The following is a 16087-nucleotide window of genomic DNA, read 5'->3' as shown; positions in this document are numbered from 1 at the left end:
AAATAGCAGAGTCAAAATAAAGACACAACAAATATGATAAAAGTGAAACAAACATTGAACGCGGCTATCTTCGCTCCTTTCGTTTTAAGCGAGCAGCACCAGCTTTTATTCTAGGGATGGTCTTTGCAAGAATAGGGGTTAGGGGCTGGTTCTCTTTTTCAGTTGGCAGTAGGATACGACAAGCGATGCATTGAATTACGCCTGGACCTCACCCCATACTTTTGCACTGACAGCAACACAGGTTCTGATTTATGAGATTTAACAACATAGTAGTGTTGACCGGAGCTGGTATCTCTGCTGAATCAGGTATTAAAACCTTCAGAGACAGTAATGGCCTCTGGGAAAACCATCAGATAGAGGACGTCGCCACCCCTGAAGGCTATCAGCGAAATCCAGCTTTAGTGCATCAATTTTATAATCAGCGCCGTGCTCAGTTATTGGATCCCAAATTAAAACCTAATTCGGCTCATCAGGCATTGGCGCAGTTTGAACTTCAGCACAAAAGCAAAGGGGGGCGTTTTTTACTGATCACCCAGAATGTCGATAACCTGCACCAAAGAGCGGGTTCTGAGTCATTGATTACAATGCACGGCCAATTACAAAAAGTAAAATGCCCTGTTACAGGGAAAAACCTGAGCTGGCTAAAGGATTTAACTGCAGCCGATCTGTGTCACTGCTGTAAAAATCCACAACCACTCAGACCCGATATTGTCTGGTTCGGTGAAATGCCTTATCTGATGGATGACTGCGTAGATGCGCTGATGCAAGCAGATTTATTTATCTCTACAGGCACTTCAGGTCAGGTTTATCCTGCGGCTGGTTTTGTAAAGATTGCGGCAGAATCAGGCGCTCATACCGTGGAGCTGAATATGGAAGCGACCCGGGGTGATTTTGCTGAGGGGTATTACGGTCCGGCCGCAAAAATTGTACCCGCTTATCTTTCTAAACTAAGCTGAGCTGATTTTTCAGCGGCCCTGACAGCTTGCAACAAAAGCAGTCCCCCTCTTTCGCTGCCACTCATCTTCCGGCCTGCCTCTGCATTTAATTCCGTCATAGCACTCCAGCACCATCACCAAAATAAATTGATCCGACGTTGATTTATCTAAAAAAGGGACTATGGTTGTGTAGCCCGTTTGAATAAATCTCGAATATAGAAACTACAGCCTGTTGTTCAGACTACAAAAAGGATCCTTGTATGCCAGCCGCTCTGTCCAAAAAATCGTCCTATACAAAAAAAACATTTACCATCGCCCTCTCTTTGCTGTTATGCAGCAGTTACGCATTGGCCGAAGCCTCTTACCGCATTAGCGTAAAAGACTTCTCCTCCGATCCGGCCAAAGTAAAAGCTCTGCAACAAGGCATAGAGCGGATGAAAGCCAAAAGTCAGGCCAATCCCATGTCAGCAGATTTTCGTACCAGTTTTGCCTATTGGTCCAATACCCATGGTTTTTTTGGTACAGGGAAAAACGCCACAGATCTGAAAGCCTACATAGCGTATCGTATGCCGGGCTGTTTAGAAGTGCTGGATAAAGCCACCTGTGATGCTTACTACCAGCATATGAGTAACTCCACAGTGCCTAACGATGGCTTTACTGACAATGTATGGGGAACCTGCCAGCACGGTAACCTGAACTTTTTACCCTGGCACCGGATGTTTTTATATTTTTACGAAAAAACCTTAAGAAAACATGTAGGCGATCCGAACTTTTCGTTACCCTACTGGGACTATTTTCAGGAGCGCAGCCCTGACGGCAAGGGTTTAGCGTTACCGCAACTGGTCAGAGGGCAAGCCGCAGGCTCACTATACGACCAGTTCCGCACTCCAGGGCTAAATGACAATAAAACAGCCATAGATCCAGACAGTGCCAGTGCAGCTCAGGCTTTTTCTTTTACAGATTTCACTCACTTCTCTAATCAGCTGCAAGGACAGCCCCATGGGGCTATGCATTGTGCTGTAGGGACAGGCTGTGCCACACCTAATATGGGCTTTGTGCCTATTGCTGGTTTAGACCCAGTGTTTTATATGCATCATGCCAATATAGACCGTTTATGGCAGTGCTGGCTGAATAAAAAAGCCGCGGGCAAAACCATTGATCTGGCATGGGCTAAAGCCAACCTGGGTATGCCGGAAAGCTGGTATCAAACCAGCTACAGCTTTGCTGATGAAAATGGTAATCAGGCAACCATGACCATCGCAGATGTATTTACGCCAGGAAAAATTCCGGTACGTTATAGCAACGAAACCGCCTGCGACATACAAAAAGTGGCACCACAGCAACTGGCCAAAGCTCAACCTGAGAAAACCCTTATTCAGTTTAAAGCTCATGCCCCGGTCAGCAGCAATAAAACTGTGGATTTACGCGGCACGACCACCAAAGTGGCACTGGATCCACAAGTTCCGGCTCAATTACAGGCGTCAGACAAAATAGAGCTGCTGTCTCAGAGCACAGGAGATACTTATCTGGTCCTGCAAGATGTGAAAATGGTCGGAGCCCCTGCCACTACCTATAAAATCTACCTGAGTACTGAACAACAGCCTGAGCAAAAGTTGTATGTCGCGACTATCAACTACTTTGGTGTAACAGACCACGCGCATGCCGGCCATGCAATGGGAGATATGGGAGACTTAGTCTATAAAGTGACAGATCTGGCGCAACAACTGGGCCATGCTGATGCTGCAGATCTGATGGTGCACTTTGTCCCGACCAATTTAACCACGACAGAAGTCGCAGAAAAGCCCCGCCAATCTGGCATCACCCTAGGTCAAATCCGACTGGAAACTGCGCCAACTCGCCAATAGAAATCCCAAATAAAACCCGGAATGCTCCGGGTTTTATCCTATTAATTTTAGTGAGGACTTCCCTATGTCTGACTTTATCTCTCGTCATATTCTCCCTCTGACACTGCTCGTAACGGTTACAGCGAGTGATGCGGCTGTGGCAACTCAACCCCGTCCGCTACAAGATCCCCCTTTGCTGGAGATTAAAAGGGCGATACATGCTCCACTGACCAAAGCCCAGCAACAAGCCGGAGCGCCTCAACCTGATGAAGCCAGTCTGAATTGGGATGTTGTGTTTACCCGCAGCCAGTTATGGAATCCAAATACCAGCAGTTGGGATCAGGTGAATTTACGCAGCTATCGAGGCAGCAAGACTGATACTAACGCACCTTTTGTTGCCCCTACTTTGCGGGTATTTCCGGGCGAAACCATCAGAGCCACCTTAAATAACAAGCTCCCGGCTGATCCTAGCTGTGTCAGTCATCAGAAAGGCGTCAATGTCCCCCACTGTTTTAACGGCACCAATATGCATACCCATGGCTTGTGGATCAACCCGGCTGGCAATAGTGACAACGTGCTGATATCGATAGACCCTACCGTATCTTTTCAGTACGAATACAATATTCCGGCTGACCATCCGGCAGGTACTTTCTGGTATCACCCGCACCGTCATGGCTCTACCGCTATTCAGGTGGCCAGCGGAATGGCCGGAGCTTTAATTATTCAGGGCACCCGACAGCCGACGAAAGACCGCACCGGGGATATCGATCTGTTGTTAACCAGTTCTGCTAACCAGACCTTTAAAGAGCGCACCATGGTGTTTCAGCAAATTCAGTATGGCTGTTATACCAAACCGACCAAACCGGGTGAAAAACCCACGCTGAAAATGGATGCTAATGGTGCTTATATCTGCGATCCCGGTGATGTAGGCGAAATACTGGATTATGCCGGATTTGGCCCGGGTGGCTGGAGTAAATCTGGCCGTTACACCAGTATCAATGGCGCAGTGCAACCTTTTTTTGCCGATGCCAAAGCAGGTCAGGTCGAACACTGGCGTATGGTGCATGCCGGGGTGCGCGACAGTATCAACTTAAAAGTGGTAAAACTGACTGGCCAACCATTACAAGGCCCAGTATCGGCTGCTGATGAGCAAAAGCTACTACAAAAATCCTGCACTGGCGCTTTAGTGCCACAACATCAAATTGCAGCAGATGGTTTAACGCTCAGCGAAATAGACTCCACAGAAGTCACTGTATTCCAGCCGGGTTACCGCTGGGATACGCTAATGATGTTTCCTGATGGCGGACAATATTGCGTTATAGACGATGCAGCAGCAGCGTCAGCCAACGTTGATCAGACCCCGTCAGAACCACAACTACTGGGCATAGTACAAGTAGAAAACTCTGCCGGACCTGTCATATCCACTATAGGGCAGCAGCTGATCCAAAGCGCCAAAGTGAATATCAGCCCCGATATGCAAAATGCGGTGATAAACGACTTACAGGCCGGTCTGAAACTCAGTCATTTTGTGCCACATCAGGATTTGCCGGACACGCCGAATAAGCAGCAACTGGAGTTTAATATTGATACCAAAGCCAGCCCTGTCCGCTTTGAAATTGACGGCGAACCTTATCAGCCTGGCCGTATCGACAGAGAGTTGATTTTAGGTCATACCGACGAGTGGACTTTAACGTCAAAACTGGCAAGTCATCCTTTTCATATTCATGTGAATCCATTTCAGGTTGTTGCTGTATTAGATCCCAATGGTAAAGATGTCAGTACTGACGATGCGGTGGATGATTATGACACCACGAAAAAATTCCCAGACCCGCAATACAGAGGCTTAAAAGGCAAATGGAAGGACACGTTATGGGTGAAAAATGCGATGGGCCAATCCTACAAAGTGATAGTTCGCACTCAATACCAGCGCTATATCGGCGACTTTGTCTTGCACTGCCATATTTTGGATCACGAAGATCAGGGCATGATGCAAAATGTGCGGATCAGCCTGCCGAACGCCAGTGGTGGAGTCAGTAAAGGCCATCACTAAAATCCGCTACGCAGTGTGACCATGTTCACACTGCGTTTTCCCCAGACTGAATTCACAGCCGCTTGTCATATAAATGTCGAATAGCTGTCTTTATTTTATCAACAAAAAGTAACCTTACTGAAACAAGCAACAGCTCTAATGTCGCGTGCAGATTTTTAATTAAACCGACATCGGAGTCAAAATGCAGAACAAAAATTTCGAGATCGACAATTCAGGTATAGATCCACAAACCAACTTTTCCGATAACCCGGATTTTCAGTCGGTATTAGCGTCCCGCCGCAGCTTTTTAAAAGGTTCTTTAGGCGCTGCCATAGCTACTATTATGGGCACATCTTTAGTGGCTTGCAGCAGTGATACCGCCGAACCCACAACTGGCCCTGTGGCAGTAAAACCTGAACCTGCACCGGTTTTATTAGGTTTTACTGCGATAGCCGCAAACCGTTTAGACACAGTAACTGTTCCTGCAGGTTATACAGCCCGTCCATTTTTACCTATGGGTACGCCGCTATTAGGTCGCTACCCCGCTTATCTGGCAGATGGCAGCAACAGCGGCGCAGATATGGAACAGCAAGTGGGTGCGCACCATGACGGCATGCACTTTTTTCCGTTAGATGCCCGCAGCACTAATAAAAACAGCGACGAAGGTTTGTTGGTATTTAACCATGAATACCTGGATGCCAACGTGTTGCATCCTATGGGTCCTACAGGTTTACCACGCCCAGCAGATGAAGTACGCAAAGAAGTGGCTGCACACGGCGTGACTGTGGCCCATATCAAAAAAGATGCGCAAGGCCAATTCCAACTGGTACAAGGTAGTCCGCTGAACCGTCGTATTACAGGCGCTACCCCTATGGATATTACAGGCCCTGTACGTGGTGATGCCAAAGTAGTCACAAAATACAGCCAGGACGGTACCCGAACCCGCGGCACCTTAAATAACTGTGGTAATGGATTTACGCCTTGGGGCACTTATTTAACCTGCGAAGAAAACTGGGCAGGTTACTTTATGAATGCCGACGCCACTCAACCTCGCGAGCATAAGCGTTATGGGGTCAGCAGTAAAAATGGGCGTTACTACTGGGAAACAGCAGATTCTGGCGCCGATCAGTATCAACGTTTTAATGCGTCCAGCTTAGGTGCAGATGCGACCGAGGATTATCGTAACGAGCCCAATACCTTTGGCTGGATAGTAGAAATAGATCCATTTAACCCTGACAGCGTGCCACAAAAGCGCACCGCCTTAGGCCGTTTTGGCCATGAAGGTGTTATTTTTGGACCAGTAGTCGAAGGTCAGCCAATCAGTGTTTATTCTGGTGATGACTCTACTTTTGAATACATTTACAAATACGTGTCTAAAGCGGCCTACTTTCAAGCAACCGCAGGCGGCCACCTGCTTAATGACGGTACTTTGTATGTAGCAAAATTTAATGCCGACGGTTCAGGTGAATGGCTGGCGTTAGATATCAATAACGAAGCTCTGATGGCGAAAGCCGCTGCTGCCAGTGTTACATTTGACAGTCAGGCTGATTTATTAATAAACACCCGTCTGGCGGCCGATATTGCCGGCGCAACGAAAATGGACAGACCTGAATGGGGTGCGGTGCATCCAACCACTGGTGAAGTGTATTTTACTCTGACCAACAACACAGGTCGTAAAGCAGAGCAAATTGACCCGGCAAACCCACGCGCTAATAACGCCACAGGCCATATTATTCGCTGGAAAGAAAACGCTGCGACTCAGGGTTTAAGCTTTAACTGGGATATCTTCCTGCTGGCTGGTGATGTAGGTACTGCAACCCCTGGTACCAACCTGGTTTTAACTGCAGATAACCACATGGCAAGCCCGGATGGTTTATGTTTCAGTGCCAACGGTTTGCTATGGATCCAAACTGACATGAGTGGCTCGCAACAAGGTGAAGGCCCTTATGGTAATAACCAAATGTTGGTTGCAGACCCAGTCAGTCGCACCATCAAACGCTTTTTTGTCGGACCAGTGGATGCTGAAGTCACAGGCTTGGCTTTTACACCTGATTTAAAAACTATGTTTGTCAATATCCAGCACCCTGGCGATCGTTCTACCCCAACTCAGTTCACCAGTAACTGGCCAGCCAACGATGGCAGCAGCAGACCACGTTCTGCTACTGTGATTATCACTAAAGATGATGGCGGCGTAATAGGTTCTTAATAGGTTGCTCTAAATAAAAACGCCGGTTTTCGTACCGGCGTTTTTTTATCATGAAAAGCGCGATTAAGGCGTTTCGACAATGAAGGATGTCAGCTTACGCACCAAGGGTAATATCAACAGCAATACCGGATAAGCCACTACCCAGGATAATCCCCAGGCGCCCAACCAAATCGGTAATTCAAAACCGCTAAAGCCTGTGCTTTTTAACGTACTGATCAAAGACACAATACAGCTCATAATAATGGATAAAATAAGCGGCATCACATAACCCATAGTATGGGCAGGTAGTTTTCTAAAAACTGGTTTTGACATGTAAGAGCTCACCAGATGGATGGGATGACAGTGTTCATACTAAGTTCGGGCCTAAAGCAGTCAGGTCTCAGAAACCGTGCTTAAAAAATAAAGTCAGTTCTGTCTGACGCGACTATACCAGCTTTGGTGCATCAAAGTTTTCTGGCTCATCGCTGTAAATACAGACGTTCCAGTCCGCGGCTAAACCTGTTTCAGCCAGACAATAGGCTTGAAAAAAATCTTTAATTTCATTGCGTTGACAATGTGCTTCAAAACTCTTGAGATCAGCCCATATTTCATTAAAAACAATGGGGAAACTTTTACCCTCAGCAAAAGGGCTGGAGATTTGACGCGTTACTCTGTACTGCAAGCAGCCATCTTCACGCAAGGTATTGGCCTCCAAACCTTGCAGTACTTTAAAAAGTTCAGCCTCTTTACCCGGCTTAGGCAGAAACTGAGCAACACAATAGACTTTTTTAGACATTAGTTTTCCTTAGAACCGTCATCAAAAGGCCAGCTTTGCAACTGACGACTTGATTCAAATTGATGCTCCAATCCGCTAACCGGATCAGTAAAATTTAAGCGCTTGGCCAGTAATTGCAAAGGTTGTGTAAGATCCAACTCTTGTCCTGGCTGTTTTGGTAATAAATTCGGGTAATATTTATCAAATAAAATAGGGCAACCCAAAGACAGCATATGCAAACGCAGTTGATGGGTTTTACCTGTATGGGGACTCAATTCAAATAATCCAAGTTCAGCTCTTTTATCCACCAGACTGAGGCTGGAAACAGCATTCACTTCCCCTTCTGCCTGCTGCATTAAAAAAGTCGGATTCGATTTTTCCAGGCGGTTTTTTACCTGCCAGTGCTGCGGTAATGGCAACTGCTGTAGCTCGTCAGACAAATAAGCAACAGCTTGATAACTTTTACAGATCTGGCCAGTGGCAAATAGCTGATAGTACAAAGGGCGGCTTTGGCTATTGACAGAAAACAGCACCAAACCCGCTGTTTCTTTATCTAATCTATGCACAGCAACTATGTCAGGCAAACCTGTCTCCCGTTTTACTCTCTCGAGCAGACATTCGTTGACGAATTCGCCGCCTGGTGTGACGGGTAAAAAATGCGGTTTGCAGGCCACAAGGATATGCTCATCCTGATACAGGATCTGGTGAGCAAAAGGAATGCAGGGCTCAGCAACAACTTCACGGTAATAACAAACTCTGCGACTCGGCAAAAAAAGCGTATTGGCATGGATCAGCTCACCACCAAACCAATGTACTTTGCCGTCTGCCACTCGTTGTCGCCAAATAGCAGCATCGATACGGCTGAATTTATCAATCAGAAAATTCAGCACAGTGCCCCAGCCCAAATCTTTGGCCGGCAAGGTAATTTCGGAAGCTTGTTTTGCTTTACTCATAGGCCCTCACTCAAGAGGGCCCAGAGTTAAAACCTTTCAACGATCCCCGTCAACCAGTTTTAGCTTTTCTGACCAAATAAACCGGGCAACATACGTTTTAAGGTATTGTCTTTGAATCGGTAATGATGCGCCAGCGCGCCCAAAGTATGCACTGCAATCAGCACATAACCTACAGTGCCCAGCATTTCATGGATTTCTTTAATGGACCCCGCCAAATCCGGATCCGGCCCTATCAGCGCTGGCATTTGAAAACCCCAGAACGGAATAACTTTGTCGCCAGCACTTAATATCAGCCATCCCAGTAAAGGCATCAGCAGTAAAAAGCCATAAAGTGCCAGATGCATCAGACCAGAAATTTTAATAGCCAGAGCAGAGGGCGCCGGTTCTATTGCAGGGATAGCACTAAAACGCCGCACCACCAGACGCAGCAAGGTAATAAACCACAAACTTAACCCCAGTACAAAATGCACCTCTTTGATCAAATCGCGCTCTGGCGTGCCTTTTTCAAAGATGCCTCTGAATTCAATACTGGCATAAATAGCGATGATCAACAGCACGGTCAGCCAGTGCAAACGAACCATCCATTGATTGTAACTTTGTTGAGAACCCGACATATCCACCTCTTTTTCAGCAGTTATTTTTATTGTGGCAAGCAAAACTTAAGACAAGCTGAGCATCCGCCGACTCAGTGACTTTCCATTTAGCTAAAACGAAATAACAACAACCCCATCAGCCCAAGCGCCACAGTGGCTGCGCTCACCCTAAGGGCCAAAGTTCGAGTGCCAGCCACCCATACCATGGCTGTTTTTACTACGGAGTTACTCAGGATGGCGATACCTATAGCTGTAGCGGCTAAATCTACAGCGTGAGTGCGACCAGCATAATCTGCGACCGATAAGCTGATGGCATCAACATCCGTTAAGCCCGCTAAAGCGGCCAGCCAATATAAACCTTGTCCCGGGGCATAATGCTCTGTGAGCTTAACCAGCAACAGCACCAGCGCAAATAACAAAGCAAATTGAATAGCTGACCATAAACTAAAAGGATTAGTCACAGACAACTCTGTGGCTTCGACCGATTGTAGCTTGTGTCCGGCCAGAAAAAATGCGACCGCAAGTACCGCTGTTAACAGCGCCAGTCCCAACAAAGGCCAGACTAATTGTTGCATCAAAGGTACAGAGACGGCAGCGACAATCAACAAAACCCGACAGAACATCACTAACCAGGACAGCAGAATACCGGCAGCTAATCTGTTGGCTGCTCCACTGTCAGTTTCCGTTTTGCTGCTGCGGGAAAAACTTAAAGTCATAGCGGTAGAGGACACCAGGCCGCCGGTCAGGGCAGTAATCATAGTGCCTTTGACTGAGCCAAAAAAACGCACAGCGACATAACCCACTAAAGATAATCCAGAGATCAAAATGACCAAGAGCCAGAGTTTATAAGGATTTAGCGCCTGCCAGGGATCAACAGCTTGATTTGGCAACAAAGGCAAGACGATAAAACTGGCGATCAAAAGCTTTAACCCTGCATACAGATCATCAGCACCAATTTTGCTGACTAAGCCATGTAAGGGATCCCGAAAGGCTAAAATAGCCGAAGTTAAAATGGCCAATGACACCGCAATTTCGGCAAAACCAAACATAACGGCGCCCCCTAACAGGCAGACCGTAATAGCAGACAGCTCAGTAGTTAAACCTAAAGCCACTGCATTGGCTTTGTTTTCCAGATAATAAGAGCTGAGTACTATCATAGCCACCGCAGCCAAAGCAGCGATAAATAACCAGGGCGTTTGTAAAAATACCGATAACCAGGCACTGACGGCACCAAACTGAGCCAATAAAATATAAGTTCGAACTCCGGCAAAAGAACCGGGGTGAGAGTTACTTTTATGTTTTTCCCGCTCTATACCCACCAAAGCCCCAATCAGTAGCGCGATCAGAAAGTTTTGGGTCAGGGTTACGTCAAATTCTGCCATGATTCATCGTCTTTGTTAGGTGAGCCCAGCTTAGCTGGTTCAGAATATAAGCTATTGATCTATCGCAATACTAGGGCGTGTTGACGTTTCAAGATTAAATTTTGTTTGCTCTGGCGCCGCGTTGAACGCGAAACGAGGAGCGACGTTTAGTTACTCTAAATGATCGACAAGTGACAAAGTTCAGTCCGTCGCAAAAAAACACTCACTCACCCCTGTCACTGAGAGAAATACAGCATCAGACTTGAATAAAGATGATTGCGTACCCATAGCTGCCATAGTTCCATACCAATTGGTATAAAACAGAAAGTTCACAGCTAAGCGGAGTATTGATGATCCCTCTTTCTATTTTAGATTTAGCGCCTGTCCCTTCGGGCAGTACTATTAGCGACAGTTTTGCCAATAGCAAAGCTCTGGCACAACAAGCTGACGCTTTGGGTTACCATCGCTACTGGCTGGCTGAACATCACAATATGCCGGGTATTGCCAGTGCCGCAACATCTCTGCTAATCAGTCACTTAGCCGCTGCGACTTCACGCATCCGCCTGGGTGCTGGTGGCATTATGTTGCCGAATCACTCCCCTCTGGTCATCGCCGAACAATTTGGCACTTTAGCGACTTTGTATCCAAACCGGATTGACTTAGGTTTGGGCCGTGCGCCGGGCAGCGATCAACAAACTGCACGGGCCTTGCGGCGCAATCGTATGGAAACTGAAGATCAGTTCCCAAGCGATATCCTTGAATTGCAGCAGTATTTTGGGCCGGTTAAACCCAATCAGGCGGTACAAGCTGTACCGGGGCAACACCTGCATGTCCCCTTGTGGATCTTAGGTTCGAGCTTATATGGTGCTCAACTGGCTGCCCATCTGGGTTTACCTTATGCTTTTGCCTCACATTTTGCGCCAGCCATGCTGGAACAGGCAGCAGCTTTGTATCGCAGAGAATTTAAGCCATCGGCTCAACTGGATAAGCCTTACCTGATGCTGGCGCTGAATGTCTTTGCTGCGGATACCACAGCCGAAGCTCAGCGTCTTTTTACCTCACCACAGCAGCAGTTTGTTAATTTAGTGCGCGGTGTGCCAGGTTTGTTACCTGCGCCAGTCGAGGATATGGATCAGATCTGGCAAGCGCACGAAAAATCTTATGTGGAAAAAGCTCTGGCTTGCTCTGTCATCGGTAATCCGGCTGAAGTAAAACAAGGTATTCTGAATTTTATTGCAACACATCAACCAGACGAGTTAATGCTGACTGCTATGATGCACGACCCAAAAGCACGACAATATTCTTTTCAAATAGCTTCAGAGCTGATCACTCGTTAATTCTGTTTTTTCATCTGTCTCCTGAGTGCTTCGTTCTTGCCAGACGAAGCACCCTCCAGCTAATTTCTGTACAAATAGCTATACACGCCACCGATTACATTTAATTACACTTGGAAACAAAATTTAATATTTTGATTGCTTTCTCATCGCAAAAAATGGCATTTAGAAGAGGCTTATATACAGCAACAAATGCGACAAGACTCCACATTCATGCGATAAAAGCACAAAGATGCTCAGATGCAGTGGAGAAAACAATAATAATAAACGGGAACAAATCAATGAAAATCAGTAAGTTAAGCAAAATCTCCTTCGCAACTTTAATAGCCTTGGGCTGCACCACTGCGACAGCAGCGGACCGGGTTATTATTCAGGTCGATAATGCCAACAAAGGGATCATCACCGCCTTAACAAAACAACTGGGTGGCGAAGTAAAAGTAGATGCAGATGGTTTTATCGCCGCTCAGTTCAACGGCAAGTCGGTGGACGAAATCCGAGGTATTTTAAAAAACCCTCATATCAAACTGGTAGAAGAAGATTTAGTACGTAAACCTTTGGCGTTGTTTAATGATGACGCCGGCGATCCGATGCAACAACAAATCACTCCTTATGCTGTGTACCAGTCTCAAGCCAATCAGGTGCAATTTAACCCTGGTGCTGGCATTAAAGTCTGTGTGATCGACTCAGGTTTAGACCAATCTAATCCTGACTTTGACTGGGGCAGCATTACAGGTGACAACGATTCAGGTACAGGCAGCTGGAACGTCAACGGTGGGCCGCATGGTACTCATGTAGCAGGAACTATAGGTGCGGCTGATAACGGTTTTGGTGTAGTAGGCATGGCGCCAGGCGTCTCTATGCATATCATCAAAGTATTTAACGCTGAAGGCTGGGGATATTCTTCGGATTTAGCTTACGCAGCACAAAAATGTAAAAATGCTGGCTCTGACATTATCAGCATGAGCTTAGGCGGTGGTGGTGCCAATACTACTGAATCAAATGCCTTTAAAACCTTCACTGACGCTGGCGGTTTAGTCATAGCAGCTGCAGGAAATGACGGTAACAATGTGCGCTCTTACCCGGCAGGTTACCCATCGGTCATGATGATAGGTGCCAACGACAATAACAATAATATCGCCGACTTCTCCCAATTCCCAAGCTGTACTGCTAATGGAAAAACGGACGAGACTATTTGTGTGGAAGCCACTGCAGGTGGTGTAGATACCCTATCTACTTACCCAGCCGATATGGCAACCAGCGCAACCTTAAGCGCGAACGGCACTCCTTTTGCAACCTCAGCCATGGAAAATCCAGGGTCAGCAAGTGCAGCAACCTTTTTTATGGGCACAGCAGAAACGGTGAATTCAGGCGCAGCCGGTAAAATCTGTATGATTGACCGTGGTGTGATCTCCTTCCACGACAAGGTAAAAAACTGTCAGAACTCTGGTGGCGTAGGAGCTGTTCTGATCAATAACACTGCAGGCATGTTATACGGCACCTTAGGTGAAGGTTCAGCCAACACCACATCCATCCCTGCCGTAGGCGCAGCTTTTGAAGACAGAACGGCCCTACTTTCTGCAACTACAGCGTCAATCAATATAGGCACCAGCGATTATGGCCTGATGAGCGGAACTTCTATGGCAACGCCTGCTGTTTCAGGTATCGCAGCTCTGGTCTGGTCAAATCATCCAGGCTGTACCGGTACTCAAATCCGTAATGCGTTAAAAGCTACGGCGAAAGACTCTGGTACCGCAGGTAAAGATGTTTACTTCGGTTACGGTATTGTTCAGGCGGCAGCAGCACATCAATACCTGACGACCAACGGTTGTGGTGGTGGCGTGACTCCAACACCAGGTATCAGCCTGACTTTACAGGGTATTTCCAGTAAAGGTAAACGTTATGTTGACCTGAAATGGGCAAGTGCAACTACAAGCTCAGTTGACCTGTACCGCAATAACGTGAAAATTCTGACCACAACCAATGACGGGGCCCATCGTGATGGTCCGTTAAACCGTGGCAGCTACAGCTACAAAGTCTGTGAAGCGGCAAGCACAACTAAGTGCAGCGCCAGCACTGCTATCAGCCTTTAATTGATAGTTCAGGGGCTGGGTATACTCAGCCCCTTTTTTTTCAGAACTTGGCACCTATACTGAGTTTTTGATGTAAATCGCGGCTGTCTGCCGAGAATCCCTCGTATCGAGGCAACACCACATCAATTTTTGACCAGTCTAAATCGACTGAAAAGGACAACCGAATGCGCTCGGTCAGATAATAATGCAACCCTGAGCTTATGTTTATATCTTGTCTGAATTCAATGTATTGCACCGGCTGATTCACTGGTTTTAAGTAGCTGCCTTCACTAAATACCTCAAAGCTGCTGCCAGGCCATAAATACCGCAAATCCCATTCCAGCTGGATGTGACGAAAATCTAACTGCTGTCGGTCGCCAAGAAATAATTCCAGCCCTGCAGTTTCTTTAAAGTGAGTTCGCTTTAGACCCGCTAGTGCAATAAACTCAATCCTCAGTTCAGCGGTGTCATAAAAGCTGTAGCCTAAACCCGAGCTTAGATCGATGTTTTTGTAATCGGCCGCGATAAAGTCCTGCGAATAATCCACCTTATTACGCCAGAATAATTGCGGCTGGAAAAAATAGTCAGCACCTGGATTGAGCAGATATTTATGAGTTTTCTTGAGCGAATTACTGGTTTCGTAATCGTATTTGCCATCAAAGGTTAGCCGTATATTGGTATCACGCTGCTCAAAGGCCGTTTTAAAACCCAGATTGTCGGTACTACTGCTACTGCGTTTTTTACCTGCGGTCAGATCCACACTAGAGTGCCGTACAGCTTGGTTTTTTATCACCACAGCATGAGTTTCAGCGACAACTATGGGGGCAGCAAGCAGCTTTTGCTGCTCAATCCGATCAATCTGAGCCCTGGGCAATTGCACTTGCCCCGAATAAGGCAGATTCAAAAAGACAATGTCTTTGTCTTGCTGAGTGATAACACCTGTTAATCTGTCACCATTTTTCATCCAGACAACAGCGTTGTGCTCTGTGGACGCTTCACAAAAAGCACACCACAATAAAGCGACAAACATCAGTGTTTTGGCCACAACTATGGTCCCTAACTACATAAAATCAAAAAGGATACATGAAGTTTAACAGCAGATAGCGTTGGTCGTATTGAAAAAAAGAAAAGGAGCACAAGGCTAATGCCAGTCAGTTAAGCTGACTGGCATTATTTTTTGTACGCATATTTGCTGGATTTCCTTTTGATTTGCCTTGGATCACTACGCTCTTCGCGCCTGAATGGTAAGACGTAAAACTCAGCCTGCTCTGTCAGGTTCGAGAGTTCTTTGGGTATGTGATGGGCATGACTCAATGTAAAACCAAACGTGAACATGTTGATGATGGCATGCGCGCACAAGGTAAAACTCAGTTCGTTTGAATAAATACCCGGCAAGACCTTACTCATCCTTACCATCTGGTATCGGATAAGGTTGTAACATAACAACATCCCCCATAACTCTTGCCTGATGAGTTCTGGCTTTTTACTGCGCAGTGTAAATTCATTCTGCAGCAGCTGTTGTTTCATCTCCCGGTAACCCAATTCAATTTCCCAGCGCTGGCTGTATAAATCGACGATTTCATCGCCGACATAACGCTGAGTATCCAACATGGACGTCAGGATAAAGCACTCTTTTCCCTTGACTTTTTTATGCAATAAACGCTCTTCTGGCAGTTCTGCCCATTTTTTCCGCGCCTGTGGCGTCGTGTTCAACCGAACCCTATAGTCCTGCTTGCCTAGCTTTTCTAAGACCTCGTACTGAGTGCCTTTTTTCAGCGGAATAAGCCAGTGTCGGTTGTGTCCATTGCGTTGCCACGCATGTAACAATCCCAACGAATAAAAGCCGCGGTCAAACAAGGTCAGACTGTTATCGGGAGTGGTCTCAATCAACTGCTCAGCCAGTACCATTTCATTGCTGGCATATCTATCCATCGCCGCATTCACCAGCATATGACTCGTCAGTTCCATTTGGCAGACCATCCGAAGTACCGGCCAGCTCACTTCTCCCT

At 46.7% G+C, this 16087-nt stretch carries 13 protein-coding genes; 6 read left to right on the top strand and 7 right to left on the bottom strand.

The annotated features are described in order from the left end of the window. Nucleotides 1-251: 251 nt before the first annotated feature. The 4 genes from cobB to IEW88_RS17340 all read left to right on the top strand — a co-directional run bounded on the left by cobB (nt 252) and on the right by IEW88_RS17340 (nt 7014). Complete coding sequence (cobB, locus tag IEW88_RS17355) at nt 252-956, top strand: Sir2 family NAD+-dependent deacetylase (RefSeq protein WP_147905382.1); 705 nt, start codon at nt 252-254, stop codon at nt 954-956. 239 nt (nt 957-1195) lie between these two features. Beyond that, nucleotides 1196-2800, top strand: a complete 1605-nt coding sequence (locus IEW88_RS17350) for a tyrosinase family protein (RefSeq protein WP_221411461.1) — start codon at nt 1196-1198, stop codon at nt 2798-2800. Between the two features lie 64 nt (nt 2801-2864). Further along, nucleotides 2865-4829 (top strand): multicopper oxidase family protein, encoded by a 1965-nt coding sequence (locus IEW88_RS17345; RefSeq protein WP_147905383.1) that lies wholly within the window; start codon nt 2865-2867, stop codon nt 4827-4829. 181 nt (nt 4830-5010) lie between these two features. Further along, on the top strand, nt 5011-7014 hold the full coding sequence (locus IEW88_RS17340) for a PhoX family protein (protein WP_147905384.1): 2004 nt from the start codon (nt 5011-5013) through the stop codon (nt 7012-7014). Between the two features lie 63 nt (nt 7015-7077). Here the strand turns inward: IEW88_RS17340 and IEW88_RS17335 are convergent, their stop codons facing one another. From IEW88_RS17335 to IEW88_RS17315, 5 genes are all read right to left on the bottom strand, one after another. Next, on the bottom strand, nt 7078-7326 hold the full coding sequence (locus IEW88_RS17335; protein ID WP_147905385.1) for a DUF2798 domain-containing protein: 249 nt from the start codon (nt 7324-7326) through the stop codon (nt 7078-7080). Between the two features lie 112 nt (nt 7327-7438). After that, on the bottom strand, nt 7439-7789 hold the full coding sequence (locus tag IEW88_RS17330) for a putative quinol monooxygenase (RefSeq protein ID WP_053425116.1): 351 nt from the start codon (nt 7787-7789) through the stop codon (nt 7439-7441). Further along, complete coding sequence (locus IEW88_RS17325; protein ID WP_147905386.1) at nt 7789-8721, bottom strand: pseudouridine synthase; 933 nt, start codon at nt 8719-8721, stop codon at nt 7789-7791. The genes IEW88_RS17330 and IEW88_RS17325 overlap by 1 nt, the downstream gene beginning before the upstream one ends. A gap of 59 nt (nt 8722-8780) precedes the next feature. After that, nucleotides 8781-9335 carry a cytochrome b gene (locus IEW88_RS17320; RefSeq protein ID WP_147905387.1) on the bottom strand — a complete coding sequence of 185 codons (555 nt, stop codon included), beginning with the start codon at nt 9333-9335 and terminating at the stop codon, nt 8781-8783. An 86-nt stretch (nt 9336-9421) separates the two neighbouring features. Next, entirely contained in the window at nt 9422-10696 is a 1275-nt protein-coding gene (locus IEW88_RS17315; RefSeq protein WP_147905388.1) for an MgtC/SapB family protein, read from the bottom strand. A 329-nt stretch (nt 10697-11025) separates the two neighbouring features. Here IEW88_RS17315 and IEW88_RS17310 point away from each other — a divergent pair, with 329 nt between their 5' ends. Further along, nucleotides 11026-12012 carry an LLM class flavin-dependent oxidoreductase gene (locus IEW88_RS17310; RefSeq protein ID WP_147905389.1) on the top strand — a complete coding sequence of 329 codons (987 nt, stop codon included), beginning with the start codon at nt 11026-11028 and terminating at the stop codon, nt 12010-12012. A gap of 278 nt (nt 12013-12290) precedes the next feature. Next, complete coding sequence (locus IEW88_RS17305; protein WP_147905390.1) at nt 12291-14099, top strand: S8 family serine peptidase; 1809 nt, start codon at nt 12291-12293, stop codon at nt 14097-14099. Between the two features lie 40 nt (nt 14100-14139). On the opposite strand, the gene IEW88_RS17300 is transcribed toward IEW88_RS17305, so the two are convergent. Together IEW88_RS17300 and IEW88_RS17295 are read right to left on the bottom strand one after the other, a co-directional pair. Continuing rightward, nucleotides 14140-15123, bottom strand: a complete 984-nt coding sequence (locus IEW88_RS17300; RefSeq protein ID WP_147905391.1) for a DUF481 domain-containing protein — start codon at nt 15121-15123, stop codon at nt 14140-14142. Nucleotides 15124-15248: 125 nt separating this feature from the next. Next, nucleotides 15249-16087, bottom strand: an 839-nt coding sequence (locus tag IEW88_RS17295) for an IS4 family transposase (protein ID WP_188713518.1), incomplete at its 5' end; no start/stop codon positions are given.

The sequence above is a fragment of the Rheinheimera tangshanensis genome (genome assembly GCF_014645135.1).
Taxonomy (GTDB): Bacteria; Pseudomonadota; Gammaproteobacteria; order Enterobacterales; family Alteromonadaceae; genus Pararheinheimera; species Pararheinheimera tangshanensis.
This window is presented reverse-complemented; position numbering and strand designations above follow the sequence as displayed.

What these genes read in the sequence shown, in the direction of transcription:
- cobB (WP_147905382.1), top strand. Translation starts at nt 252, where the DNA reads ATGAGATTTAACAACATAGTAGTGTTGACCGGAGCTGGTATCTCTGCT.
- IEW88_RS17350 (WP_221411461.1), top strand. Translation starts at nt 1,196, where the DNA reads ATGCCAGCCGCTCTGTCCAAAAAATCGTCCTATACAAAAAAAACATTT.
- IEW88_RS17345 (WP_147905383.1), top strand. Translation starts at nt 2,865, where the DNA reads ATGTCTGACTTTATCTCTCGTCATATTCTCCCTCTGACACTGCTCGTA.
- IEW88_RS17340 (WP_147905384.1), top strand. Translation starts at nt 5,011, where the DNA reads ATGCAGAACAAAAATTTCGAGATCGACAATTCAGGTATAGATCCACAA.
- IEW88_RS17335 (WP_147905385.1), bottom strand. Translation starts at nt 7,326, where the DNA reads ATGTCAAAACCAGTTTTTAGAAAACTACCTGCCCATACTATGGGTTAT.
- IEW88_RS17330 (WP_053425116.1), bottom strand. Translation starts at nt 7,789, where the DNA reads ATGTCTAAAAAAGTCTATTGTGTTGCTCAGTTTCTGCCTAAGCCGGGT.
- IEW88_RS17325 (WP_147905386.1), bottom strand. Translation starts at nt 8,721, where the DNA reads ATGAGTAAAGCAAAACAAGCTTCCGAAATTACCTTGCCGGCCAAAGAT.
- IEW88_RS17320 (WP_147905387.1), bottom strand. Translation starts at nt 9,335, where the DNA reads ATGTCGGGTTCTCAACAAAGTTACAATCAATGGATGGTTCGTTTGCAC.
- IEW88_RS17315 (WP_147905388.1), bottom strand. Translation starts at nt 10,696, where the DNA reads ATGGCAGAATTTGACGTAACCCTGACCCAAAACTTTCTGATCGCGCTA.
- IEW88_RS17310 (WP_147905389.1), top strand. Translation starts at nt 11,026, where the DNA reads ATGATCCCTCTTTCTATTTTAGATTTAGCGCCTGTCCCTTCGGGCAGT.
- IEW88_RS17305 (WP_147905390.1), top strand. Translation starts at nt 12,291, where the DNA reads ATGAAAATCAGTAAGTTAAGCAAAATCTCCTTCGCAACTTTAATAGCC.